This window comes from Ponticaulis sp., from assembly GCF_029210165.1.
Lineage (GTDB): Bacteria > Pseudomonadota > Alphaproteobacteria > Caulobacterales > Hyphomonadaceae > Ponticaulis.
In genome coordinates, this window is the sequence record NZ_JARGNT010000002.1 from 474,842 (window position 1) to 498,327 (window position 23,486).

Annotated in this window: 22 protein-coding genes; 11 read left to right on the forward strand and 11 right to left on the reverse strand. The window is 56.4% G+C overall.

All coding sequences use genetic code 11. The features are described 5' to 3' along the window. Positions 1 to 8: 8 nt before the first annotated feature. The 5 genes from P1U45_RS14220 to P1U45_RS14240 form a co-directional block, all read right to left on the reverse strand. Positions 9 to 992, reverse strand: a complete 984-nt coding sequence (locus tag P1U45_RS14220; protein WP_301059669.1) for an MDR family oxidoreductase — start codon at positions 990 to 992, stop codon at positions 9 to 11. A 96-nt stretch (positions 993 to 1,088) separates the two neighbouring features. Continuing rightward, positions 1,089 to 3,083, reverse strand: coding sequence for an acetoacetate--CoA ligase (locus tag P1U45_RS14225; RefSeq protein WP_301059670.1), 1,995 nt, complete (start codon positions 3,081 to 3,083; stop codon positions 1,089 to 1,091). Between the two features lie 8 nt (positions 3,084 to 3,091). Continuing rightward, entirely contained in the window at positions 3,092 to 3,529 is a 438-nt protein-coding gene (locus P1U45_RS14230; protein WP_301059671.1) for a DUF1801 domain-containing protein, read from the reverse strand. Continuing rightward, positions 3,510 to 4,394, reverse strand: coding sequence for an NAD(P)-dependent oxidoreductase (locus tag P1U45_RS14235; protein WP_301059672.1), 885 nt, complete (start codon positions 4,392 to 4,394; stop codon positions 3,510 to 3,512). The genes P1U45_RS14230 and P1U45_RS14235 overlap by 20 nt, the downstream gene beginning before the upstream one ends. Before the next feature lie 12 nt (positions 4,395 to 4,406). Further along, complete coding sequence (locus tag P1U45_RS14240) at positions 4,407 to 4,919, reverse strand: flavin reductase family protein (protein WP_301059673.1); 513 nt, start codon at positions 4,917 to 4,919, stop codon at positions 4,407 to 4,409. 61 nt (positions 4,920 to 4,980) lie between these two features. Between P1U45_RS14240 and P1U45_RS14245 the strand changes: the two genes are divergently transcribed. The 8 genes from P1U45_RS14245 (at position 4,981) to P1U45_RS14280 (ending at position 14,083) form a co-directional block, all read left to right on the forward strand. Then, on the forward strand, positions 4,981 to 5,898 hold the full coding sequence (locus P1U45_RS14245; protein ID WP_022695693.1) for a flagellar motor protein MotB: 918 nt from the start codon (positions 4,981 to 4,983) through the stop codon (positions 5,896 to 5,898). 46 nt (positions 5,899 to 5,944) lie between these two features. Beyond that, positions 5,945 to 7,798 (forward strand): SLC13 family permease, encoded by a 1,854-nt coding sequence (locus P1U45_RS14250; protein WP_301059674.1) that lies wholly within the window; start codon positions 5,945 to 5,947, stop codon positions 7,796 to 7,798. 18 nt (positions 7,799 to 7,816) lie between these two features. Then, positions 7,817 to 8,572, forward strand: coding sequence for an arginyltransferase (locus tag P1U45_RS14255; protein WP_301059675.1), 756 nt, complete (start codon positions 7,817 to 7,819; stop codon positions 8,570 to 8,572). 54 nt (positions 8,573 to 8,626) lie between these two features. Then, positions 8,627 to 9,751: a TRAP transporter substrate-binding protein gene (locus P1U45_RS14260; RefSeq protein WP_301059676.1), complete on the forward strand. Its 1,125-nt coding sequence runs from the start codon at positions 8,627 to 8,629 to the stop codon at positions 9,749 to 9,751. A 14-nt stretch (positions 9,752 to 9,765) separates the two neighbouring features. Next, a complete protein-coding gene (locus tag P1U45_RS14265) occupies positions 9,766 to 10,431 on the forward strand; it encodes a TRAP transporter small permease subunit (protein ID WP_301059677.1) in 666 nt (221 codons plus the stop codon). Next, positions 10,421 to 12,001 (forward strand): TRAP transporter large permease subunit, encoded by a 1,581-nt coding sequence (locus P1U45_RS14270; RefSeq protein WP_301059678.1) that lies wholly within the window; start codon positions 10,421 to 10,423, stop codon positions 11,999 to 12,001. The genes P1U45_RS14265 and P1U45_RS14270 overlap by 11 nt, the downstream gene beginning before the upstream one ends. Before the next feature lie 9 nt (positions 12,002 to 12,010). Continuing rightward, the gene (locus P1U45_RS14275; protein WP_301059679.1) at positions 12,011 to 12,562 is read left to right on the forward strand and encodes a hypothetical protein; all 552 of its coding nucleotides are present in this window, start codon (positions 12,011 to 12,013) and stop codon (positions 12,560 to 12,562) included. A 141-nt stretch (positions 12,563 to 12,703) separates the two neighbouring features. Next, a complete protein-coding gene (locus tag P1U45_RS14280; RefSeq protein WP_301059680.1) occupies positions 12,704 to 14,083 on the forward strand; it encodes an NAD-dependent succinate-semialdehyde dehydrogenase in 1,380 nt (459 codons plus the stop codon). A gap of 181 nt (positions 14,084 to 14,264) precedes the next feature. Here the strand turns inward: P1U45_RS14280 and P1U45_RS14285 are convergent, their stop codons facing one another. The 3 genes from P1U45_RS14285 to P1U45_RS14295 all read right to left on the reverse strand — a co-directional run bounded on the left by P1U45_RS14285 (position 14,265) and on the right by P1U45_RS14295 (position 16,206). Beyond that, positions 14,265 to 14,828 (reverse strand): LemA family protein, encoded by a 564-nt coding sequence (locus P1U45_RS14285; protein ID WP_022695701.1) that lies wholly within the window; start codon positions 14,826 to 14,828, stop codon positions 14,265 to 14,267. Between the two features lie 118 nt (positions 14,829 to 14,946). Beyond that, the gene (locus P1U45_RS14290) at positions 14,947 to 15,801 is read right to left on the reverse strand and encodes a hypothetical protein (protein WP_301059681.1); all 855 of its coding nucleotides are present in this window, start codon (positions 15,799 to 15,801) and stop codon (positions 14,947 to 14,949) included. 90 nt (positions 15,802 to 15,891) lie between these two features. Continuing rightward, the gene (locus tag P1U45_RS14295) at positions 15,892 to 16,206 is read right to left on the reverse strand and encodes a winged helix-turn-helix domain-containing protein (protein WP_301059682.1); all 315 of its coding nucleotides are present in this window, start codon (positions 16,204 to 16,206) and stop codon (positions 15,892 to 15,894) included. A 50-nt stretch (positions 16,207 to 16,256) separates the two neighbouring features. On the opposite strand from P1U45_RS14295, the gene P1U45_RS14300 reads away from it, so the two are divergent. Then, on the forward strand, positions 16,257 to 17,066 hold the full coding sequence (locus P1U45_RS14300) for an alpha/beta fold hydrolase (RefSeq protein ID WP_301059683.1): 810 nt from the start codon (positions 16,257 to 16,259) through the stop codon (positions 17,064 to 17,066). 13 nt (positions 17,067 to 17,079) lie between these two features. Here P1U45_RS14300 and parC read toward each other — a convergent pair whose 3' ends face one another. Continuing rightward, a complete protein-coding gene (gene parC, locus P1U45_RS14305; protein ID WP_301059684.1) occupies positions 17,080 to 19,317 on the reverse strand; it encodes a DNA topoisomerase IV subunit A in 2,238 nt (745 codons plus the stop codon). A 180-nt stretch (positions 19,318 to 19,497) separates the two neighbouring features. On the opposite strand from parC, the gene P1U45_RS14310 reads away from it, so the two are divergent. After that, positions 19,498 to 20,424 carry a NotI family restriction endonuclease gene (locus tag P1U45_RS14310; protein ID WP_301059685.1) on the forward strand — a complete coding sequence of 309 codons (927 nt, stop codon included), beginning with the start codon at positions 19,498 to 19,500 and terminating at the stop codon, positions 20,422 to 20,424. Here the strand turns inward: P1U45_RS14310 and P1U45_RS14315 are convergent. Then, positions 20,414 to 21,550, reverse strand: a complete 1,137-nt coding sequence (locus P1U45_RS14315; RefSeq protein ID WP_301059686.1) for a DNA cytosine methyltransferase — start codon at positions 21,548 to 21,550, stop codon at positions 20,414 to 20,416. The genes P1U45_RS14310 and P1U45_RS14315 overlap by 11 nt on opposite strands. Before the next feature lie 256 nt (positions 21,551 to 21,806). On the opposite strand from P1U45_RS14315, the gene P1U45_RS14320 reads away from it, so the two are divergent. Then, on the forward strand, positions 21,807 to 22,817 hold the full coding sequence (locus tag P1U45_RS14320; RefSeq protein WP_301059687.1) for a hypothetical protein: 1,011 nt from the start codon (positions 21,807 to 21,809) through the stop codon (positions 22,815 to 22,817). A gap of 27 nt (positions 22,818 to 22,844) precedes the next feature. Here P1U45_RS14320 and P1U45_RS14325 read toward each other — a convergent pair whose 3' ends face one another. Further along, positions 22,845 to 23,453, reverse strand: coding sequence for a TetR/AcrR family transcriptional regulator (locus tag P1U45_RS14325; protein WP_301059688.1), 609 nt, complete (start codon positions 23,451 to 23,453; stop codon positions 22,845 to 22,847). Between the last annotated feature and the right edge of the window lie 33 nt (positions 23,454 to 23,486).

Here is a 23,486-nt window from a genome sequence, read left to right on the forward strand (position 1 = left end):
TTCAGTGATCAGCTTTGAACATTGACCACGGTACGACCGCGCACCTTACCAGCCAGAATAGCATTCGCGACGCCGGGAACCTCTTCCAGTTTCACTTCGCTGATCGTGCTTTCCAGCTTGGCCGGATCAAGGTCTTTCGCGAGCCTCTCCCACGCCTCAATACGCTTTGACCGGCCCGCATTCACTGAATCGATGCCCGCGAGGGTCACATTGCGCAGAATGAATGGCGCAACACTCGCCGGAAGGTCCAGACCTTGCGCCAGACCACATGCCGCCACAACGCCCTCATACTTTGTCTGAGCCAGCACATTGGCCAGCGTGTGGCTGCCAACAGAATCGACTGCACCAGCCCATTTCTCAGAACCAATCGGACGACCCGGTTCTGAAAGCGAATTGCGATCAACAATGTCCGCTGCGCCAAGTGATTTCAGATATTCTGCCTCGGACGGACGCCCCGTAGATGCCAGAACATTATAGCCAAGGCCGGACAGGATAGAGATTGCGATAGAGCCCACACCGCCATTCGCGCCGGTTACCAGAACGTCGCCGCTCGCAGGCGTCAGGCCGCCATGCTCCAGCGCCAGAATGCATAGCATGGCCGTATAGCCTGCTGTACCGATCGCCATAGCGTCACGCGTGGAGAATTTTTCTGGAAGCGGGATCACCCACTCTGCGGGCACACGCGCCTTTTCAGAATAGCCGCCATTATGCGTCTGGCTGAGGCCATAGCCATTCACCAGCACTTTATCACCCGGCTGGAAGTTGATGCTGTCAGATGCCTCAACGGTACCTGCCAGATCAATGCCGCCAATCATCGGATAGCTCGCCATGATGCGCTTACCGTTCAGCGCGAGCCCGTCTTTATAATTGACCGTCGAATACTCGACAGAGATGGTCACATCGCCCTCACCCAGATCAGCCTTATCGATGTTGGTGAGTTTTGTTGCGTAGCCTTCGCCGTCTTTGTCCGTAATGAGTGCGCGGATCGTCATCTGGTATCCTCCCAAAGTGTCTCACCAGAAACTGGCAGAGCGAATGGAAGGATGAAAGCCCTAAATCAAAGGAAACTTACCGCATTCGGCGGTCAGTTACTCAGACATTCGTCGTGCAGTATCGACATACCAGTCCAGAACATGCGGGTTCGCCATGGCATCCCGTGTCAGCACTTTAGATGCGTCCTGACCGAGAAAAATCTTCTTCAGCGGCACTTCCTGTTTCTTGCCAGAGAGCGTGCGCGGAACTTCAGGTGCCACGATAATCTCATCCGGCACGAAACGTGGAGAGAGATTGGACCGGATATTGGCGTTGATCGCGGATTTCAGGTCGTCACCGAGATCTGAGCCATCCCGCAGGACGACGAACAGGAGCAAACGGCTTTCCTGCCCCAGATACTCCAGATCGAGCACCAGTGAATCCACCACGTCAGGCAGCGCTTCCACGGCTGAGTAGATTTCGCTCGTGCCCATGCGCACGCCATGACGGTTGATGGTCGAGTCCGAGCGGCCATAAATGATACAGCTGCCATCAGGCTGGATTTTCAGCCAGTCGCCATGACACCAGATGCCCGGATACTTCTCGAAATAGCTCGCGCGATAGCGTTCACCGTCATCATCGCCCCAAAACCTCAGCGGCATGCCCGGCGACGGACGCACACAGACAAGTTCACCAACCTGATCACTTACTGGCTGACCATCATCATTCCACGCTTCGACAGCCATACCGAGCTGGCGACATTGCATCTGCCCCGGCACGAGAGGCAGTTCGCGATTGCCAGTACAGAAGCATCCGCCAAGATCGGTGCCGCCGGAAATATTGCACCACCAGATGTCCGGCGTTCCAATCGCCGCGAATTGGTCTGTACCCCAAATCTGCGTGGACTCCGGCAGCGGCGACCCGGTACTGCCGAGCGCGCGGACTGACGAAAGGTCACCGCAGGTCGACAGATCGATCCCGTCTTTCTCGCAGCTGACATAGAATGCCGCGCCAGACCCGAAGAATGTCACTTTATGGCGGGCAGCGAAGCGCCAGAGTGTTGTCCAGTCCGTTGCGCCTTTCGGGCCGCTCGGTGCGCCATTGAACAGGCAGATTGTCGAACCCGCGATAAGGCCTGAGAACTGCACATTCCACATCACCCAGCCAGTCGATGTGAACCAATGGAAACGCTCATTCAGGCTGTTTTCGGCATAGCTCGGGCCGAGATCCATATGCATGAGATTGACGAATGAGGTGATCAGCGTACCGCCCAGACCCTGCACAATTGGCTTCGGCTTTCCAGTGGTGCCGCTGGAATACAAAATCCAGATCGGATGGTCGAATGGCAGCTTCACTGGCTCGAAACCGGCAACGCCGTCGTCATCCCGCGCAACAGCGTCTTCAAAACTCTCACAGCTCGGCACTGATACCGTCGCATAAGGCGTCTGAACCAGCAGCGTCGCCTGAACGCTTGGCAGCTCGGCCAAGAGATCGATGACGGTCTGCCCCCGATCCATCGCTTTGCCCGCATAATGGACACCATCGGCCGCGATCAGCACTTTCGGCTCAATCTGGGCGAACCGGTCTATGACCGCGCGAACGCCCATATCCGGCGCACACAGGCTCCAGACGGCCCCAACACTCGCACACGCCAGAAAGGCGATCATGGTTTCCGGTCCATTCGGAAGATAGGCCGCAACACGGTCACCCGGCTCTACCCCAAGGTCTTTGAGTTTGAGCGCGAGCGATACCGCCTTCCGTCGCAGCTCCGGCCAGCTGACTTCGGTCACTTCGCCCAATTCATTCTCGCAGATGATAGCAGGCTGACCTGCAGCATGCGCTGCATCGACATGTTTGAAGACGTGATCGGTGAGATTTACGTGCGCGCCTTTGAACCACTCGCCGCCGGGCATCTTGTCGGTGCACAACACGCCCTCATATAACGTCGGCGACTGCATGCCGCTGTAGTCCCAGATGCTCTGCCAGAACCCATCAACGTCCGTGACCGACCAGCTACGAAGCGCCTCATAGTCAGCGAATTCCAATCCGCGCTCTGATTTTAGCCAGTCGCGATAGAGCGCGATTTGCGGTCGAAACGGTGCTTTGCTCACGAGTAGTCCTATTCAGGTTTCCAGTCAGGATATCTGGACTTCATGTCCTCAAAACCTGCGCTTATCAGCTCTCTCAACACATCGAGATCGATATCAGCGAGCTTGTTGATGTAGAGACACGACTTGCCAATTTTATACTTCCCGATGCGGTCAAGAATGGCAGAGTGGTCGGTATATCCCGGCATGATGTAGATGACCTGGTTCGCCTTGCGCGGACTGAACCCGGTCATCATGAACTCGCCTTCTCGGCCACTCTCATATTTGTAGTGATATCTGCCATAGCCGATAATGCTCGGTCCCCACATACGCGGCACAAGCTGTGTCACGTCCGCAAAGATATCGAGTAGCACCTTGGCATCCGCGCGACGCACATCGTGTTCGACAGTTTGAATGAAGCTTTCCGGCGAAACGCTGGTGGCTTTGGTTTTATTTTCCGCTTTCGCCATGTTTTACGTCCTGTCCAAGGCGCGTGATCAGGCTGGACGTATCCCAGCGATTGCCACCCATATCCTGAACGTCAGCGTAGAACTGGTCGACGAGCGCAGCAACAGGAAGCTTTGACCCATTCGCACGGGCTTCTTCCAGAGCGATGCGCAGATCCTTGCGCATCCAGTCTATCGCAAAGCCATAGTCGAACTTGCCGTTGACCATGGTTTCCCAGCGGTTTTCCATTTGCCAGCTTTGCGCTGCGCCCTTGGAAATCGCCTCAATGACCTTAGCCGGATCAAGACCGGCATTCTGTGCAAAAGCGAGCCCTTCTGAGAGGCCCTGCACAATGCCCGCGATACAAATCTGGTTCACCATTTTGGCCTGCTGGCCAGCTCCCGGCCCACCAATATGCGTCATCTGCTTGGCGTAAGCGTCCATGATTGGCGCGGCTGCGGCGAAGGCTTCATCCGCGCCGCCACACATAATCGTCAGCTGACCGCTTTCTGCACCGGCCTGCCCGCCGGACACAGGCGCATCAACGAACATAGCACCCTCACCGAGCGCGCGATCATAAAGAGACCGCGCCAGATGTGCGCTTGCAGTCGTGTGATCGACCAGAACCATGCCTTCGCGCGCGGCAGGAATGACTTCCTCATAGACGACCATCACATCCGGATCATCGCCAAGACAGCTAAATACAAAGTCAGACACGGCAACGGCCTCCGCCGGAGTGCTGACCTTCGCGCCGCCATAGGTCTCAACCCAGGCATCAGATTTTGCTTCCGTCCGGTTCCAGACGATGACCTCATGGCCAGCTTTCAGAAGGTGCCCTGCCATCGGCGCACCCATGACACCAAGACCAAGAAAACTGCATTTCGCCATGAGACCGGCCTCCTATTTCAGGTCGGGAGTTGAGTGAGACGTGTAATTGCCACGAAAGAATCCGAGCGCGTCGCCATCGCGAGAGTTGAAGCCGATAACGTCGCCGAAGATAACAACGTGGTCGCCGGCTTTTTGTCGCCAGCTCGTCCGGCACACAAACTGGGCCAGCGCGCCTGTATAAACCGGCACACCGTTGGAATCGCGCGCAAGCTGGTCGCCTTTAAGTTCGGCTTCAACATAGCGCGCAAAATGAGTGGAGACCTCTGCATCGCTCGCTGGCAGCACGTTTACCGAGAACAATTCTGACTCAGTAAACAGGTTGTAGCGATCAGACTGGCTATCGATAGACCAGAGGATAATGGGCGGGTGCAGCGAGACACTTGAGAAGCTGTTCACGGTAATTGCGCGCGGTTTGCCTTCTTTGTCGTCAGCGGCGACCAGACAAACTCCCGTTCCAAAACAACCCAGTGCGTCACGATAAGCACGCGAATCGAAACCGGATTGGTTGGATTTTTCAATGTTCATGCACTCGGCCTTAACTATGCGGTGTTACGGGTATACCCAAAGAAGAGAGACATGACACACCATGGCCGGCAATCAACCGATCGTCATTAAAAAGGTCAAAAAGGTTTCAGGCGGCGGCCATCATGGCGGTGCCTGGAAAGTGGCTTATGCTGACTTCGTGACGGCTATGATGGCCTTCTTCCTTCTCATGTGGCTCATCAACACGACCAGTCCAGAGCAGAAACGCGGTATCGCGGATTATTTTGCGCCTGCAGCGGTTTCGTCCTCGACTTCAGGCACAGGTGGTGTCCTCGGTGGCACCGCGATTTCGACGGAGGGCTCACGCTCTCAGGGCTCTCGGTCTATCATCGAGCAGCTCTCTCCTGAAACGCCGCGAACTGTTTCCCGGGAAGTTCAGCAGATTCGCGACCCGAGCCAGGCGATCAACCGCATCAACATGGATGTCTCCGAATCAGCGATCAACGCTGCAATGGCGATCCGTGAGCGCGCCGAGTTTGACCGCGCAGAGCAATCTCTGCGTCAGGCTATCGAGAATCTTCCGGAACTGGCCGAACTTTCGCGCCATCTGATTGTCGATCAGACACCTGAAGGCATGCGTATCCAGCTTGTCGATCAGGAAGGTCGTTCCATGTTCGATCCTGGCTCTTCGGAACCGAACGCCCGTGCCCGCCGCCTTCTGGAGGCTGTTGGCAGCATCGTCGAACGCCTTCCAAACCGGATTTCCATCTCCGGGCACACCGATAGCCGTGCAAGCGACAATCAGGAATACTCAAACTGGGAACTCTCATCTGATCGCGCCAATGCGGCCCGCCGCATTCTCGCTCAGAACGGCGTTGTGCCTGATCGAATTGCACGCGTTAGCGGTCGCGCAGGCTCAGAACCACTTTATCCGGACGATCCTGACTTGCCAGGAAACCGCAGGATAAGCATAGTCCTGCTTCGGGAAGCACCTGTACTTCCGCCAGATCATGGTCTCTGATCCTCAGAGGCCATTTTCGTCTGGGCCCTGTTGATGTGGAGTGAATATGATCGCGGACCTCTCAGCCAATTGGCCGATGTATGTCAGCGTAATCATCGTGGTGCTGGCGATCGTGTTTTACATGCGCGACAGCATGCCGATGGAGCTCATTTCCGTCGGAATTATCGCTGCGCTTCTTCTGCTCTTTTATGTTGTCGACCGCACGACACCAGGTTCTGAATCAGTATCGAGAGAAGCGCTGCTTGCGGGGTTCGGTAATCCCGCACTCATAACCATCATGGCCTTGCTGGTCGTCGGTCAGGGCTTGTTCCAGACCGGCGCGCTGGATGGCCCGTCCCGCCTGATGATGTCATCTTACTCGGCGCGACCGATGATCACGCTGGTAGGCGCGTTTGCAGCCGTGTTTGCGACATCTGCTTTCATCAACAACACGCCGGTCGTCGTGATGTTTCTGCCGATCATGGCGGCCTTCGCCGAGAAGATGAAAATCTCTCCGTCCAAGCTGATGCAGCCTCTCAGCTTCGCGTCCGTTTTCGCGGGCATGACAACACTCATTGGTACATCTACCAACCTTCTGGCAGCTGACCTTTACGAAGAAAAAGCAGGTGTCACGCTCGGCTTCTTTGAACTTGCCCCAATAGGTCTGATTCTGGCAGGCGCGGGCTTTGTCTATATGATCGTGGCCTCGCGTTTCCTCCTGCCGAGTCGTGAGGGCATGGAAGCTAATCTGGTCAACCGCTCTGGCCGCCAGTTCATCGCACAGATTGCAATTTCGGACGGCAATCCCCTCGTCGGCCAAAAAGCTGTCGCGGGCATGTTCCCCGACCTTGAGGGCATGACGGTCCGCATGATCCAACGCGGCGAAGGCTCTTTCCTGCCACCATTCGAAGACGTGTCGCTCCAGTCTGGCGATCTCATCATCGTTGCTGCGACCCGCAAGACGCTGACAGACACCCTCTCTTCACAGCCGGAATTGCTGCGCCAGATGTGGCAGTCACGCGAAGGCGCAGACAGCGACGGCATGGACGAAGATGGCGGCACGCCGCGCCTGATGCTTGTTGAGGCTGTTGTAGCACCGGGCTCGCGCATGATTGGCCGGGCAATCGAGCAACTGGGTTTCCGCCGCCTCACAAATACGCTGGTTCTGGGTGTTCAACGACGGTCGCGCATGATGCGGGCACGCTTGGGTGAGATCCGCCTTGAAGCCGGTGACACACTGCTGCTTTGTGGCTCATCCTCATCTTTCAGAGAGCTGCGCGCCAGCCGCGACCTTCTGCTTCTGGAATGGTCTCAGGTCGAACTGCCTGCGACTGAGAAAAGCCATTATGCGCGCTGGATTACACTTGGCGTTGTTGTGCTCGCAGCTTCCGGTCTATTGGAGATTCTACACGCGTCCGTCATTGGTGCTGTTGCGATGATCCTGACGGGCTGCCTTAACATTCGTCAGGCGACCCGCTCTCTTGATTTGCGGATTTTCACGCTCATTGCGGCCGCCATCGCCATGGGTACAGCGCTTGAAAATACCGGTGCGGCGCTGGCGCTCGCACAGGGCGTGGTAAACTTTGTAGAGCCGTTCGGTACGGTGGCCGTACTTTCTGTACTCTTCCTCGTCGTCGCCATTCTGACGAACGTTTTGAGTAACTCTGCTACCGCCGTTCTGTTCACACCAATCGCAATTCAGGCCGCCAATCTGCTCGGCGTTGACCCGAAACCCTTCGTGCTCGCGGTCATCTATGCGGCCAATTGCTGTTTTGCGACACCGATTGCCTATCAGACGAACCTTCTGGTCATGGGTCCGGGCCACTACAAGTTCCTCGACTATCTGCGCTTTGGCGGGCCGCTCGTTATCGTGCTCTGGCTGGTATTTACGTTCGTAGCACCTTTGCGCTTTGACCTATGAATGTCATAGTGATCGCCTATGAAGATAAGTGAATCACCTGCACTGAAAGGCCTCGGTCAGAGACGCGTCCGGTTCTACATCACGAACCCGGCCCCCTGCCCCTATCTGGACGGCCAGACCGAGCGGAAGGTTTTTACCAATCTGGCCGTAGAAGATGCGCAATCACTGCATGATGCGCTGTCGCATGGTGGCTTCCGTCGCTCACAGTCGATTGCCTATCGTCCGGCCTGCGCAAGCTGCAAAGCCTGTATGGCGGCGCGCGTGCCTGTCAGCGAGTTCAAATTCACAAAACGCTGGCGCCGCGTGCTCAACAAGAACAAAGAGCTGGTGCGTACGGCAGTTCGTCCATCGGCAACGCGCGAGCAGTATCGCCTGCTAAAAACCTATCTGGACAGCCGCCACGCAGAGGGCGGTATGGCGGGTATGGAGCTTCGCGACTTTGTGTCGATGGTTGAAGGTTCGCCCGTTCCCACTGTAATTTTCGAATACCGCGCCGGCGACGCCGATGATGCGCCGCTTATGGCCGCTGCACTCGTAGACGTGCTGAAGGATGGCCTTTCAATGGTCTATTCCTTCTTCGACCCGTCGCTCGCTGATCGCGGAATGGGCAATTTCATGATCCTCGACCAGATCCGCTATGCGCAGGAGCTCGGGCTGGATTATGTGTATCTCGGCTATTGGGTCGAGGGCAGCCCGAAAATGGACTACAAAGCCGCCTTCCGGCCGATTGAGGTGCTGGACGCTGAAGAATGGCGTAGACTAGAAGACGAGTAAGCGTCTCACGGGCATGAGATGGGATAAGGCCGCCAGATCGGCCGGGGAGGAAATATGATCAACCGACGCAATCTGATCGGTGCTGGCCTTCTTGGCGCAGGCGGCGCAGCTGCGGCTTTCGCCAACCCTGAAACGGCGGCAAACCTCGCTGCTCCGGCGATTTCACGTAACCGCCGTCGCCTCAACATGGTGACAACCTGGCCGAAGGGTCTGCCGGGCTTGGGCGAAGCGGCTGAGCGTGTTGCCTCCCGCATTCAGGAAGTCTCTGAAGGCCTGATCGAGGTCAACGTCTATGCTGCGGGCGAATTCGTGCCTGCGTTTGAGGCTTTCGACGCGGTCGCGAACGGCTCTGCCGACATGTATCACGGCGCCGAATATTACTGGACGTCCAAATCCACCGCCTTCCCGTTCTTCACTACAGTTCCATTCGGCATGACCGCACAGGAACTTATGGGCTGGATTGATTTTGGTGGCGGTCAGGAACTCTGGGACGAGCTCTCCGGCCAGTTCGGCATTAAGTGCATTCAGGCAACCAATACCGGTCACCAGATGGGCGGCTGGTTCCGCCGCGAGATCAACAGTCTCGATGATCTGGTCGGCCTGAAAATGCGCATTCCGGGACAAGGCGGCGACGTACTTCGCGCCCTTGGCGGCTCTGCGATCGCGCTGCCGGGCGGGGAAATTTATCAAGCGCTGCAGACGGGCAATATCGACGCGACCGAGTGGGTGGGCCCATGGAACGACTACTCCCTCGGTTTCTATCGTGAAGCGCCATACTATTACGGACCGGGCTTCCATGAGCCGGGTGCATCGCTCGCCGTTGGCATCAACCGGAACGTCTGGGACAGCTTCACAGAGGGCGAACAACGCCTCATCCAGTCTGTCTGCGAGAGCGTGAACCATACTTCGCTTGGTGAATTCACCTTCCAGAACTCCGTCTATCTGGATGTGCTGCGAAACGAGCATAACGTGCAGCTGCGTTCTTTCCCTGATGATGTCGTTGCCAACATGTGGGAAGCCGCAGCCGATGTCCGCGCTGCCTCAGGTCGCGATGGCGTTGAAAAGCGCATCTATGAGAGTTTTGAAGAGAACCTGCGCCGTATGCGCAATTGGGCGAACATTTCTGATGGACCATACTACCGCGCCCGTGAACTCGGCGCGCAGGCCGCTCGCGGATAGCGGGGACTTCACTGATGGACCCGCAACTCTTCCTCACACTTGGTGGATGGCTGAAATGGGCCGGCTTCATATGCCTGCCGCTTTTCATCATCCCGTTGATCACGCTCATTCTGCCCGACCTGACCGAAGGCCTCTCCAAAGGCCTTGTCAGCATCATTGAAAAGATCACAGACGTCGCGCTGGTGATCTCGATTGCCGCCAGCATTCTGCTTCTCTTCTTCCAGCTGACATCGGTTATCGCCGCCTATGCGTTTGGCTTGTCATGGACCTGGCTGACCGAACTCGTCATCTACGCATTCGGCACCATGTTCATGGTCGGCGCGGCTGTTGCCCTTCGCGACAACGCCCATGTCCGCGTCGATATTCTACGCCCGAAATTCGGCTCCAAAGGCATGGACTGGATCGAGCTTGCAGGGCTTTACCTGCTGCTCTTCCCGATCTGTATCCGTATTCTGGAGACGGGCGAGCAAGGGCTCACGCGCACCTGGGCAATCTTTGAAGGCTCACGCGAAAGCGACGGCCTGCCGATCATGTTTGTCTTCAAAACGCTTGTGCCGCTTTTCGCCGTGCTGATGCTGTCTCAAGGCTTGGCAGAAGCTTTGAAAGCCTCACTGCGCCTGACCGGTAAATTAGAAGATATCGACCACACCCAATCTGGTGGAGGCGAATATGGAGCTTGAGATCATTCTCGCTGTCGGCATGTTTCTCGCTGCCATTGGCGCGCTTCTGCTCGGCTATCCGGTTGCGCTGACACTCGGTGGAATTGCTCTGATTTTCGCCCTCGTCGGCATTGGCCTTGGCGTCTTTCCAGAGCCTCACCTCCTCGCTTTGCCGAGTCGTATTATGGGCGGCTCAATCATGCAGAACGAGACGCTGGTCGCCGTGCCGCTCTTCATTCTGATGGGCGTTATTCTGGAACGATCCAAAGTCGCTGAAGACCTGCTGCACATCGCCTCCCGCCTGCTCGGAAAGGTCCGCGGCGGCCTCGGCTATGCGGTTATTCTGGTCGGCGCGCTTCTGGCGGCCTCTACGGGCATTGTAGGCGCGACCGTGATCACCATGACACTGATCGCCCTGCCGACCATGCTCCGCCAGAACTATGATCCACGCCTCGCGACCGGCACGATTGCTGCCTCGGGAACGCTCGGCCAGATCATCCCGCCCTCTATCGTTCTGATCCTGCTTGCGGACGCTGTATCAAATTCGGCCTCGCAAGCGGCAAGCCAGATGGGCACTGGCACGGCGTTCGTTGTCTCCGTGGGCGACCTCTTCGCTGGCGCTCTGCTTCCGGGTTTCCTGCTCGTCGGCCTCTATCTGCTCTATGTCTTCCTGACATCAATCTTCCGTCCGAACGCGTGTCCGCCTATCGAACAGGATGACAGCCCGCCGCTGACGGCAAAAGAAATCATCTTCGGTCTGGGCGCGCCGCTGTTTCTGATTATCGCCGTTCTCGGCGCGATCCTCGCAGGCATTGCGCCACCAACTCAGGCGGCAAGCATTGGCGCTGCAGGCGCAATCATGCTCGCCGGGCTTCGCCTCTCCGACAATAAGGATGCAGGCCTGCCGCGTGTCATCATCGCGGCCTTTATCTCCATCGTAGTGATCATCGTCCTGAAAAACGCGCTCGATCTGCGCATGGGTGTTGAGCATATCAGTGCGATCAACATGGCCGGCATGATCATCACTTTCCTGGCGGCGCTCGTCTTCGTTGCCGGCGTGTTTGCAGGCGGCCTTGTGCTGCACCATCACAACCAGCTTCTGCCAGCGCTGAAAAGTGCGGTTGAGATAACCTCAATGGTGTTCCTCATCCTGATCGGCGCGAGCCTGTTCAGCCTCGTCTTCCGCGGTTTTGGCGGCGACGAGCTGGTGCATGAGCTTCTCAGCGCGGTTCCGGGCGGCAAATGGGGCGCGCTGATCATCGCCATGCTAGTGATGTTCATACTGGGCTTCTTCCTCGACTTTATCGAGATCGTTTTTGTGGTCGTGCCTTTGGTGACGCCTTCGCTGATTATCGCCGGTTTCGACCCTGTCTGGCTTGCCATCATCATGGCGCTGAACCTGCAGACGAGCTTCCTCACGCCGCCATTCGGCTTTGCCCTCTTCTATCTGCGCGGGGCCGCCCCGGACCGCGTGAAGACGATGGAAATCTGGCGCGGCGCGCTGCCATTTATCGGCTTACAGCTTCTCATGATCATCGCCGTGATCGCTATTCCGGCGCTCGCGACATGGCTTCCGAGCCTCACCCAGTAGGAGGCCATCATGGCGGGATTTGATAGAGACCAATTCGTCAGTGACTGCGTCAAAGCCCGTTCCAACAATGACTCCATGGGCGCAGTCCGCGAGGTGCTGACACGTGCCATCTCCGATCCGAGCGACGTTCTGCGTGGCATTGGCGGGCCAACAGAGGCGGGCATGGATATCCTACATCACTCGCCCACGCTCACCATTTTCGCGGCGACCTGGACACCGCGCATGAACCTCTTACCGCATGACCATGACATGTGGGCGCTGATCGGCATCTATACCGGCCGCGAAGACAATATCTTCTGGAAAGAAACCGAAAACGGCCTTCAAGCCCGCGGCGCCAACTGCCTGTTTGAAGGCGATGTCGCAACGCTCGGGCGGGATGCGATCCATTCGGTAACGAACCCGCTCCTGCGCTTTACCGGCGGCATTCACATCTATGGCGGCGACTATTTTGATGCCCACCGCCATCAATGGGACCCGGAAACTCTGGAGAAAGAGCCAACCAATGGCGACCGTGTCCGCGCCATGTTCGCTGCGGAGAATGAGCGGCTAAAGGCTCAGTAAAGTCCAACTAGTCCTGCGACTGCAATCGTCCAGGCATCGGCCCATCACACTTTTCGTGACCGGCTAGCTCGTTAAAAACTCGGAACTTCCCAACCTGCCCATGTGTTTGAAAGGCATACCCCAAACACAGACAGGACAATTATGACCGAACTGAAAACCGTAAACCCCGCAACTGGCGAAACACTCAACACCTACCCGCTGATGAGCGATGCAGAGGTCGCTGAAGCGGTAAAGCAGTGTCACGAAGCCTATCTGGCCTGGCGCCTCACCTCGCATGAAGAGCGCGCGACAATCATCAACAAAGTCGCTGAAGTTCTGCGCGACCGCAAAGACGAGTTCGCAGAGCTGATGACCAAGGAAACCGGCAAACTGCTGTCTGGCAGTAAGCAGGAAATCGATCTGTGCGCTGGCATTTGTGAATACACCGCGAAGAACGGCCCGTCAGAGCTGGCGGACGAGACACGTGACCACCCGAATGGTGAGCGCGCAACCGTCACTTACTCCCCGATTGGTGTAGTCTATGGCATCCAGCCATGGAACTTCCCATGCTATCAGGCCATCCGCTATTCCATCGCCAATCTCATGGCAGGCAATGGCGTCATCCTGAAGCACGCTGAAGCCTGCACGGGCAGCGGCCTGATGCTGCGCGATGTGTTCGAAGCGGCAGGCCTGCCGAAACACCTCTTCACTGTGCTGCTGATCGACCATGGCCAGTCTGACGATGTGATCGAGAATGATCTGGTGCGCGGCGTTACCCTCACCGGCTCGGATAAAGCCGGTAAAATCGTCGCTAAAAAAGCTGGCGAGATGCTGAAGAAAACCGTTCTGGAGCTGGGCTCTAACGATGCCTTCCTCGTACTCGACGACGCAGACCTCGACCTTGCCGTCAAAACATCCGTCACGGCCCGCATCTTTAATAACGGCCAGACCTGTGTGAACGGCAAACGCTTCATCGTGACTGAGAAGAACTATGATGCCTTCGTGGAGAAATACACCGAAGCGATGAAAGGCATTCACCTTGGTGACCCGATGGTGAAGGACACGCAGCTTGGCCCCATGTCACGCTCAGAGCTCCGTGATGACCTGCACGAGCAAGTGAAGGAGAGTGTCGAGAAAGGCGCGAAAATCCTATGCGGCGGTGAAATCCCAGACATGCAGGGCGCTTGGTATCCCGCAACCGTTCTGGTGGACGTAGAGCCCGGCCAGCCTGCCTATGATGACGAGCTGTTCGGCCCGGTCGCGTCCGTCATCAAAGCGAAGGATGATGAAGACGCGATGCGCATTGCCAATGACAGCCGTTACGGCCTTGGCGGCGGTATCTTCTCCACCAATGTGGAGCGTGCCGAGAAGCTTGCGAAGACCTATTTCGACACCGGCATGGTGGTCATCAACGGCTATGATATTGCCGCGCCGAACCTGCCATTTGGCGGCGTGAAGAATTCAGGCTTTGGCCGCGAACATGGCGGCTTCGGCATGAAGGAATTCGTCAACGCGAAAGCCGTGTCTGTGCTCGCTGCATAGGCCGGCGCCACTCCCCAAAAAAAAAGCCCGCCATCCCGGCGGGCTTTTCTTTATCTATTCAGCCTTGAGCGCGTTCTAAGTGAAACTTCGTTTCACGAGAACAATCTAAAAAGACAGCCTTGAGCGCGACCCATCGCGAACGTGGCGCAAGCCACGAAGCGGGTGGTCAACTCAAAATACGCTAGAACTTCACGTCCGGCACTACAGAGAGCTGTTCGCGGACTTCGTCGCCAAGGTCGTAGAACTCTTCCGGCTCGAAACCGAACATGCTCGCAAACACAGCCGCAGGGAATGTCTCGCGCGCTGTGTTGTACTGCTGAACAGCAGAGTTGTAGAAGCGGCGCGCCGCGGCAAGCTTGTCTTCGATGGTGGAGAGCTCTTTCTGGAGTTCCAGGAAGTTCGTGTTCGCTTTGAGGTCCGGATAGGCCTCAGCGAGTGCAAACATCTTACCCAGCGCCGCAGAGAGCATGCCCTCAGCCGCAGCCGATTCAGCCGGCGAGCCTGCCGCAATCGCAGAGTTACGCGCAGAAATCACCGCATCCAGTGTCTCACGCTCATGGCTGGCATAGCCCTTCACCGTCTCAACGAGGTTCGGGATAAGGTTGCGACGTTGCTTCAGCTGAACGTCTACATCGGCAAAGGCCTGACGGCATTGCTGGCGCTTGGCCACAAGGCCGTTATAGATGCCGATCACAATGACGGCGAGAAGGGCAATAATGCCCAGAATTACGTATAAACCAGTCATGAAAACTGACTCCCCACTTAGTAGAGCGAAAGATTACTGAGAACCGCGGGAAGCGGCAAGCATCCAGCTCATTTCTCTGACGATTTACAAAGGCCCGCTACCCCCGATTTGGGGGATTTCAGGCGATACTCTGCTTCCCGCGAAGCTTGACCGTGCGAACACGAAATATTGCGTATACCCAGCTGAGCAGAGTGGACGCCACAAACGATGGCACCATAAGCCACGCAAAATGGCCCCACATTTCTGGAGCGAAGAGAAAAGGAAAGCCGATAGCGTTTGGTATTGGAAACACCATGAACATCGATGGCAACGGCATCGGAGTAGCAAGTAAGACACCCGCCAGCCAGACTCCGAAACGGTGACCTTTCAATGTCTTGAACTTACGTCGGCCTATGAACAGGCCGAGTTCACCAAAAAGAAGCATAAACACGGACCACGCCACCAGCCACCAGAACGAAATCGTGCCCGCTATCATCGAATTGACGCGCCAGTATTCGGCATTGTCTGTAGGTGGCGGCTCGTCTTGCTTGACAATGCGATATCCGGCGCCCTCGATACTGTTGATCAGATTGGCATAGAAAGAGTGGCCCGCCGGAGAAAAGCCGCCTGGGCGGCTCTCAGATACCCTGACGTTCACTGTGCAACAGATCGCAAAGGATTTAAAATCCTGATCGCCCGGCAGTTCGACCGAAATCGAATAATTGTCCCGATTTGAGGTCGTTTCGCCTGCATAGTAGAAGTGCTTTCTCAGTAAAAACCACTGCGGCATTGGGCCGAGAGGTGGCTCAGCCTCCTCCCATGTTCGGTCCTGCACATAGCCCAATCGTCCAAGTTCTTCGGTCAGGAATTCGAAAGTGAGTTCCGTAGCTTCGCTGGTCTCAACCTCGATGTCGAAACTCGCTTGGGGGGAAGAATAGCCAATGACGCATCCGCTTAGGAGTGTGGTCATAAGGATGATCAGAAAACTACGCATGAGACGCTCACTTTCAGATCGAAACCCTACCTTAAAGCGAGTCCAACTCAACGAGACGTTTAAGCCCACACTTATTTCAGGGCTTATGAACTAGCTAATACTCAGCGTTTCACTCAGCCAGTCGCGGTACTCACTAAGGGCCGTTTCATCGCGTCGGCAATAAGACCATTTCTGGTGTCGCTGCACAGTGATGAAGCCCGCCCGTTTCAGAATATCGATATGACGGCTGACAGTTGGCTGCGCGAGCTGCAGCTTTTCAACGATCAGATTGATGCAGACGCCAAAGGCTTCGGGATCAGCCGTTTCCTGATGGGAGAAATGCTGTTTCGCATCGCGCAGCAGGCGCAGGATTTCCATCCGCACCTCGCTGCTCATCGCCTTGATCTGATCTTCACGCCTTGACATATCCATATTCATATAGAATTTTTGCTATATGTCAATTTATGAGGATGACCATGCTTTCACTGGATCAGTGCTACCCGTTTCGCGGACACGAAATCGCATGGGGATCGCTCGGCAGCGGCCCACCTCTTGTGCTGGTGCACGGCTTTCCATGGTCGTCCCAGTGCTGGCGGAAACTGGCGCCATGGCTCGCGAAAACGCATCAGGTGTTCGTATTCGATATGCTGGGCACGGGGCAGTCAGATAAGCCCGACGATGTGCGCCTTGATGAGTCCATACAGTCGGATTTGCTAGTGGAACTGCTCGCTCACTGGCAGATTGATCGCCCCCGCGTGATCGCACACGACTTTGGCGGGCTGGCCGCCCTTCGCGGGCATTTCATCCACGGTCTGGAATACCGTTCACTTCACCTGATTGATGCTGTCGCGCTGCTACCGTCCGGTTCACCGTTTTACCGGCACGTCGCCGCGCATGAAGAGGCCTTTGCAGGCCTGCCAGACTACGCACATGAGGCGCTCTTCCGAGCCTATATCCAGAACGCCGCCCATTTGCCGCTGAGCGAGGAGGTTTCTGATATTTATCTTCGCTCCTATTCCGGCGAGGCAGGCCGACCCGCCTTTTATCGCCAGATCGCCCACGCCTCGAATGACAATATTGCAGCTCTGGAAAGCCTCTATGCAAAGCCCGGTTTTCCGGTGCACATCATCTGGGGCGAGGAAGACAGCTTTATCCCGATCGAGCGCGGCAGGCGGCTGGCCGATCTGCTTAAGGCCGACAGTTTCTCGCCGGTATCCGGCGCAGCCCATCTGATACAGGAAGACGCGCCAGAGGCTCTCCTCGGCGCGATCCTGACATCGCTTTGATGCCGCCTGGAACCTAGCCGTCGAACTTGCCACTGCGCGGGAAGCCACGCATCACCATGCGCCCTGCCCCTGCCCGTCGGCCGTTCCATTCCTGCCAGTCCGGGAAGGTCCGTTGACGACCGGAGGCTTCAGTCACGACAAAGCCATCAGCTTCGCTGAACACCATCGCGTCGAGCAGGCCGCCATCCTTATAGGATTGCAGCTTCACGCCCTTACCGCGCGGCATTTCCGGCAGGTCTGCCAGATCGAAGATCAAAAGCTTACGGTTATCGCCAATCACGGCGACCTTATCGCCCACAGCCACCTTGGAGATGAAGAGCGGGCTGTCTGACGACGTGGTCACGACCTGCTTGCCAGCCTTACGCGCGGAGACCAGATCAGCCTCCTGACAGATAAAGCCATAGCCGGCCTTGGACGCCATGAAGCGCTTACCTTCAGGGTTCAGGCGGAACATATCCGTGATGGAGTGTTCGTCCTCCAGATCAATCTGGAAGCGGATCGGCTCGCCCGCGCCGCGCCCGCCCGGCAGTTTATCGCCGCCCAGCGTAAAGGCCCGCCCGTCTGACGACATGAGGATCAGCTTATCGGTGGTTTCCATCTGACAACTGAGCGCCAGCCCGTCGCCATCTTTGAACTTCACCTTCTCAAGATCATTATTGTGCCCCTTCAGCGCGCGGATCCAGCCCTGCTCTGAGAGAACAACTGTAATCGGCTCACGCACGATCAGCGCTTCAGCGATCATATCGCCTACGTCAGCGGCTGGCGCTTCACCGAAGATGGAGCGGCGACGGCCAAGCTCTGTTTCCGGATCGAACACTTTGCGCGCTTCGTTCAGACCTTTCGCGACCTCTTTCCACTGCTTAGCAGGGCTTTTGATCAGGGCTTCCAGCTTGTCGCGCTTTTTCTCAAGCTCTGCATGCTCGCCGCGAATTTCCATCTCTTCCAGCTTACGAAGAGAGCGCAGACGCATGTTGAGGATAGCCTCGGCCTGATTTTCCGTCAGGTTGAAGGCCTTCATCAGCTCGGATTTCGGATGGTCTTCCTCGCGGATAATGCGGATCACCTCATCAAGGTTCAGGAAGGCAACCAGATACCCTTCCAGCACCTCAAGACGGGCCAGCGTTTTGTCCAGCTGGTGCTGGGCAATGCGCACAACCACTTCCTGACGGTGGGAGAGATACGCCATCAGAACCTCTTTCAGGTTCATCACTTTCGGCGCGCCTTTATCCAGCACGTTCAGGTTCATGGAGAAGCGGCTTTCCAGATCGGAGAGCTTATAGAGGCTCTCCATCAGCATGTCCGGATCAACCGTCTTGGATTTCGGCTCCAGAACGAGGCGGATGTCCTCGGCGCTCTCATCGCGCACATCGCCAAGCAGAGGCACTTTCTTCGCATCGATCAGCTCAGCCAGGCGCTCGATCAGCTTACCTTTCTGAACCTGAAACGGAATTTCAGTGACGACGATCTGCCAGGTGCCACGGCCAAGGTCTTCCTTTTCCCATTTCGCACGAATGCGGAAGCCGCCACGGCCTGTCGCATAGGCCTCGCGAATGGTCTCCTTGCTCTCGACCAGCGTGCCGCCTGTCGGGAAGTCCGGGCCCGGCATGACTTCCAGAAGCTCGTCCAGCTCGGCGTTTTTATTGTCGACAAGGATCAGGCAGGCATCGATCAGCTCGGCAGCGTTATGCGGCGGAATACTGGTCGCCATACCCACGGCAATACCCGTCGCGCCGTTCGCCAGCAGGTTCGGATAGGCCGCCGGCAGAACGACTGGCTCGGAGTCTTGCTCATCATAAGTGTCGCGGAAGTCGACGGCGTTCTCGTCCAGCCCGTCCAGCAACAGCTTGGCCGCTGCCGTCATCCGACTTTCAGTGTAACGCATGGCCGCTGCGCTATCGCCGTCAATATTGCCGAAATTGCCCTGACCGTCGACCAGCGGATAGCGAACCGAGAAGCTTTGCGCCAGACGCACCAGCGTGTCGTAAATCGCGCTATCACCGTGCGGGTGATAGTTACCCATCACCTCACCGACGATTTTCGCACACTTACGATAGCTGGCGTCCGGGTTCAGCTTCAGCTCGCGCATCGCATACAGAATGCGTCGCTGAACGGGTTTCAGACCGTCGCGCACATCCGGCAGCGCCCGGCTGGTAATGGTGGACAGAGCATAAGCCAGATAGCGCCGCGACAGCGCTTCGTTCATGCTCTCATCGATGATGTTCTCTTCGCCAGAATCCATCAGGTCAGACATGGGTATTCTCCTAACCTCTCAATTTAGCTGAGTCGGAGCCCTTGTCGTGTGGATATGTCAGGAATTATGGGGATATCGGTTTGCGAAATAAGCACATAGAGAACATTGCACAACTCCACCGAAGCTTGCTGAGGCAACAATTCCTTCTATAAGTAACGTTCAAATTAGTGGGGATAAACGTTGGCTACTTGGATAGAAGAATTTCACGGAGCAACCCCCGGTACGTCGAAGAGTCGTAAAAACGCAGATTCGCGGTGGTGTCCTTTCGTCGATACTAAATGCAAGAAAACCCGTTCAGGCGGCGCATGTGCGCTTAAGTCCGCGACCGAAGAGCCCGTTATTATCTGTCCCAACAGGCTCTACGGTGACAGGTTCAAGGTTATCGCAGAAGTCGCGCAAGAATGCTTCGGCGCGGCGTCTGAGACTGTATCGCCCGATGAAATGGCTAGCCGTTTCGCCGCTGGAACTATGACCGGAAACGAAATCATGGTCTACGGGCAAGGTTTCGCGGAGGAGATCAGCATTGCGTCGCCGTCGCCGGAAGGGCGTCGCGGGTCCTTTAAAGTCGATTATATCCTAGCAAAACCATCGTCCGAAGACCTTAGCCCGGTCGCTATCGTTGCTATCGAGGTCCAGAGTATCGACACAACGAACAGCTATAAAGACACGTCGAACACCTTCTACGCCACGCCGCCCGAAGTGCCGATAGCCCCTTCCGCACATCCGACGACAGCGGGCTTCAATTGGGAAAACGTCAACAAGCGTATTCTTCCGCAGGTGATCTATAAGGGCCATGCCCTACGCCGCGAACGCTTGGCGACACACGGATTGTTTTTCATCCTACCAGACGCCGTATTTCAACGCATTCTTACACGCCTAGGCGGGAAGCTCTCAGCATATCCGCAGGGGTTAGGTACCGTGACGTTCAAGACCTATAAGCTTGGCGACGAAGATGCAGAGGGGACACGCCCGCTAGAGTTCGTGCAGCGCTTTACGACGACCGTAGACCAGCTAGCCTATGCGTTCGTGTCGCCGCAAAACCTACCGCCGGAAGGCGCCTATGAAAACCTGCTGATTCATAAGGCGGCTAAGCTAACTAAGCGCTAAGGGAAATAGGTTCGCTAGGAATCTCTTCGCCCGATTCAATCGCTAGAATCGTTTCGGCAATTTTCCGGCCTAACAGAGGCGGTACAGCGTTACCGACTTGCACGTACTGTTCAGTCCTAGATCCTGAGAACTCGAACCAGTCAGGGAATGATTGGAAGCGCGCGGCTTCGCGAACGCTAATAGAGCGGTCTTGCTCCGGGTGGATATAAGCGCCCCAATGGATATCGCATTTTGTGAGGATGGTCGAAGACAGCCCTTCCCAACGAAGACGCCCGTAGCGCTTTGTATGGTCTGAACGCTTGGCCCGTTTCATACCTTTCGGAAGAAGGTCGAACGGGATATCGCGCCACGAACCGCCTTGTGGAATATGCTCTAAGCGCTGCATGTTGATTTCGCCTAGGCGTGGCGCGCCGTGGTTCGTGACGCCCTTAGAGCCTTCTCGTACATATTTCTGGAAGTCGCCCTTAGCACGGCTTCCATACTTGCCGCCTTCGTATGTACCGCCGTTCTCAAGCTCTGGAAGGTCACCGATAGCGTCTCTGACAGTGACGAAGGGTAACAGGCCGGGACCATGCGTAGGCGTAGGCCAATGAACAGGAAGACCTAGGCGATTACCCACAAAGAGAATGCGGCGGCGTTCCTGTGGGATACCGTATTCTTCTGCTTTCAGGGTTTTAGCTTCGACACGATAACCTAGGTCCTCGAGCCCTTTTATAATCGCTTGTATAGCCGCCCCGTTCCCGGCTGATTGCATGCCGGTTACGTTCTCAAGGACTACCCATTTCGGGTTTAACCCTTCCACTATCCGTAGGTATTCAAGGTACAACGAAGAACGTTCGTCGTGTAAGCCGCGTTGGTGGTTATAGACTGAAAAGCCTTGGCATGGTGGCCCGCCGATAAGAACGTCTAATTCGCTCTTCTTCAGACCCGCAGCCGATAGGAATTGTTTCGCTGACAGGTTCTCGATAGGACCGCTCAAGAAGCGCGCTTCCGGATGCATCCGGTCAAAGGTTTTACCCGCCGCTTCGTCAATGTCGTTCCCTGCTAAGACCGAGTAGCCAACTTGGCGGAATCCTTCCGAAAGTCCGCCCGCACCGCAAAACAAATCGATAACAGATTTAGACATGAGCCGCATCCCAAATGATCACTATTTGTTCTCATTGCACAAACTAAATCACAAATCAACATCCACCTAGAGTAGAAATTTATTGCAACTCGATCCCCAGAAGAGGTATTGCTCACGCTATCCGATTCCTATCCCTAAAAAACCTCTATCGTAGATTTTGTCGTCGTGATGTTAATTGGAAAACAGCACGACGAACCTGTTCATGGTGTATCACAAACTTATCCCACCTCCCTGATCCCACCTCCATACTTCCGGCATGCAAACCTCACCGGAGACAGAGACGAACCGTTTCACGCCGCTTGCGATAGCGCGGCGGCTGGCGGGCTATATTGCCCGTCTCTCCGGCTTTGTTGAGGATTACCGCGAAACACCGACCGAGGCTGTCTCGACGTCTGTCATCCCGGATGCTGTGCAGCAGGACAATGATGCACTGCTGATCCGGGACCTGAAGCAGGCACCGTCCACAGATCAGGTCCCGTGTCTGCAAAGCATCGCTTCGCGCTGCAATGCACACGGGATGACAACAACTGTGCATATGCAGCTGCGCTATAAACAGCGCTTTCTCACCCATATCCGCCGGGTGGAATACACGCTGCGCTGTTACATTTTGTGGCTCGCCGCACAGCTGATCGAGCGCGGCTTCGTGCCATCTGCTCCGCCAGAGCGGAAATCTCACCCCGTGCCAGAACAAGAGCTGACGGGCCTCATCCGCCAGCAGGAATTGGAGCTGAGACGGCTGACCAGCGAGACACCGCGTATTGGCGGTTTCAGCGTCACCACGCCTGACTTTTCCCATAGCGGTAAAGGGTCAGAGAGACGCGGGCTGAGCTTTACGCCGGACCCGTTGAGCGTGGTGCCGATTGCCGATCTCATGGCGCGAATGGCGCGCCTGCCGCGCGCTCTCAAACGTGCAGACCTGATGGCCGAACGTCTGGTGTGGAGGGCGCTCAACTGTCATCCCGAAGCGCCCCGCACCATCACAAGCGACCGCGCAGGCGCAGCCAGCCCGATCCAAAGGATTAGATTAGCTGGCGCGCAGAAAAGCAAAAGACAGCCACTCTTCTACAAGCCGTTTGAAAATTGGCTGCCGCCCGAAGACTTATGGGCTTCCAGCGAGGATGAGGAGGAACGGGGCGACCTCAACTATCTTCATCACCTTGCCCGCGAAGGGCTGAACGCAACCGGCTATGGCATACCGCCACCCGGCGCAGATGATACCCTCCCCAAGCTCACATACTTCCAACCACCCGCTATTCGCCCGCTGTGATCCCACATGCGGGCCGATGGTGCTTGTTTAAGACTCACTCTGGCGAGACACCGTCAGATATCCGCGGATAAGAAGTACCAGCTCGTTTTCGAATTCGCGGCTTTTAAGCATGTCAGGGTCATCCATCATAGCGGACCGCACAACATTCAAAATTGACCGGGTCAGAATATAAGACTTCACGCGAGACAAACTGCCCAGACCGCCCATGCTCCTGTTCAGAAGGGTTTCGATTTCAGCGGAGACGATATCCATCATATCGTCGCGCTCGCCTTCTCGCAAACCGGCGAGGTATCGAAGCATGGCCACCCGGCCGATGACATCCGTGTCCGAGAAATACGCGATCAGAAGCCGGACAATATTGCGCGCCCTCTCGCCGCGGACTTCAGTCTGCGGCACGTGCAGACACTCAATGACCTGATGCGCAATCCGCTCGCCCTCGCGTCGCGCCAGAGCATAGTAAGCTGCATCGCGCCCGTCGAAATACTGGTACAACGTACCGATGGACACGCCCGCCCTTTCGGCAATGCGGTTGGTCGTAACCTCTGCCTCTTTGCGCGCTGCCAAAAGCTGAGCCGTCGCATCCAGAATGGCCGTTACTGTGGCTCTCGCCCGTGCCTGATTTGGCTTTTTTCTCATATTTAACAGCCCTTTGAAAAAACTGAGGCGACA

Excerpts from the sequence above, each read along its gene's own strand:
- P1U45_RS14285 (WP_022695701.1), bottom strand. The coding sequence starts at position 14,828 with ATGACTGGTTTATACGTAATTCTGGGCATTATTGCCCTTCTCGCCGTC.
- P1U45_RS14255 (WP_301059675.1), top strand. The coding sequence starts at position 7,817 with ATGAAGATAAGTGAATCACCTGCACTGAAAGGCCTCGGTCAGAGACGC.
- P1U45_RS14325 (WP_301059688.1), bottom strand. The coding sequence starts at position 23,453 with ATGAGAAAAAAGCCAAATCAGGCACGGGCGAGAGCCACAGTAACGGCC.
- P1U45_RS14235 (WP_301059672.1), bottom strand. The coding sequence starts at position 4,394 with ATGGCGAAATGCAGTTTTCTTGGTCTTGGTGTCATGGGTGCGCCGATG.
- P1U45_RS14230 (WP_301059671.1), bottom strand. The coding sequence starts at position 3,529 with ATGGCGAAAGCGGAAAATAAAACCAAAGCCACCAGCGTTTCGCCGGAA.
- P1U45_RS14270 (WP_301059678.1), top strand. The coding sequence starts at position 10,421 with ATGGAGCTTGAGATCATTCTCGCTGTCGGCATGTTTCTCGCTGCCATT.
- P1U45_RS14240 (WP_301059673.1), bottom strand. The coding sequence starts at position 4,919 with ATGAACATTGAAAAATCCAACCAATCCGGTTTCGATTCGCGTGCTTAT.
- P1U45_RS14250 (WP_301059674.1), top strand. The coding sequence starts at position 5,945 with ATGATCGCGGACCTCTCAGCCAATTGGCCGATGTATGTCAGCGTAATC.
- P1U45_RS14290 (WP_301059681.1), bottom strand. The coding sequence starts at position 15,801 with ATGCGTAGTTTTCTGATCATCCTTATGACCACACTCCTAAGCGGATGC.
- P1U45_RS14300 (WP_301059683.1), top strand. The coding sequence starts at position 16,257 with ATGCTTTCACTGGATCAGTGCTACCCGTTTCGCGGACACGAAATCGCA.
- parC (WP_301059684.1), bottom strand. The coding sequence starts at position 19,317 with ATGTCTGACCTGATGGATTCTGGCGAAGAGAACATCATCGATGAGAGC.
- P1U45_RS14280 (WP_301059680.1), top strand. The coding sequence starts at position 12,704 with ATGACCGAACTGAAAACCGTAAACCCCGCAACTGGCGAAACACTCAAC.
- P1U45_RS14275 (WP_301059679.1), top strand. The coding sequence starts at position 12,011 with ATGGCGGGATTTGATAGAGACCAATTCGTCAGTGACTGCGTCAAAGCC.
- P1U45_RS14220 (WP_301059669.1), bottom strand. The coding sequence starts at position 992 with ATGACGATCCGCGCACTCATTACGGACAAAGACGGCGAAGGCTACGCA.
- P1U45_RS14245 (WP_022695693.1), top strand. The coding sequence starts at position 4,981 with ATGGCCGGCAATCAACCGATCGTCATTAAAAAGGTCAAAAAGGTTTCA.
- P1U45_RS14295 (WP_301059682.1), bottom strand. The coding sequence starts at position 16,206 with ATGTCAAGGCGTGAAGATCAGATCAAGGCGATGAGCAGCGAGGTGCGG.
- P1U45_RS14260 (WP_301059676.1), top strand. The coding sequence starts at position 8,627 with ATGATCAACCGACGCAATCTGATCGGTGCTGGCCTTCTTGGCGCAGGC.
- P1U45_RS14320 (WP_301059687.1), top strand. The coding sequence starts at position 21,807 with ATGCAAACCTCACCGGAGACAGAGACGAACCGTTTCACGCCGCTTGCG.
- P1U45_RS14315 (WP_301059686.1), bottom strand. The coding sequence starts at position 21,550 with ATGTCTAAATCTGTTATCGATTTGTTTTGCGGTGCGGGCGGACTTTCG.
- P1U45_RS14265 (WP_301059677.1), top strand. The coding sequence starts at position 9,766 with ATGGACCCGCAACTCTTCCTCACACTTGGTGGATGGCTGAAATGGGCC.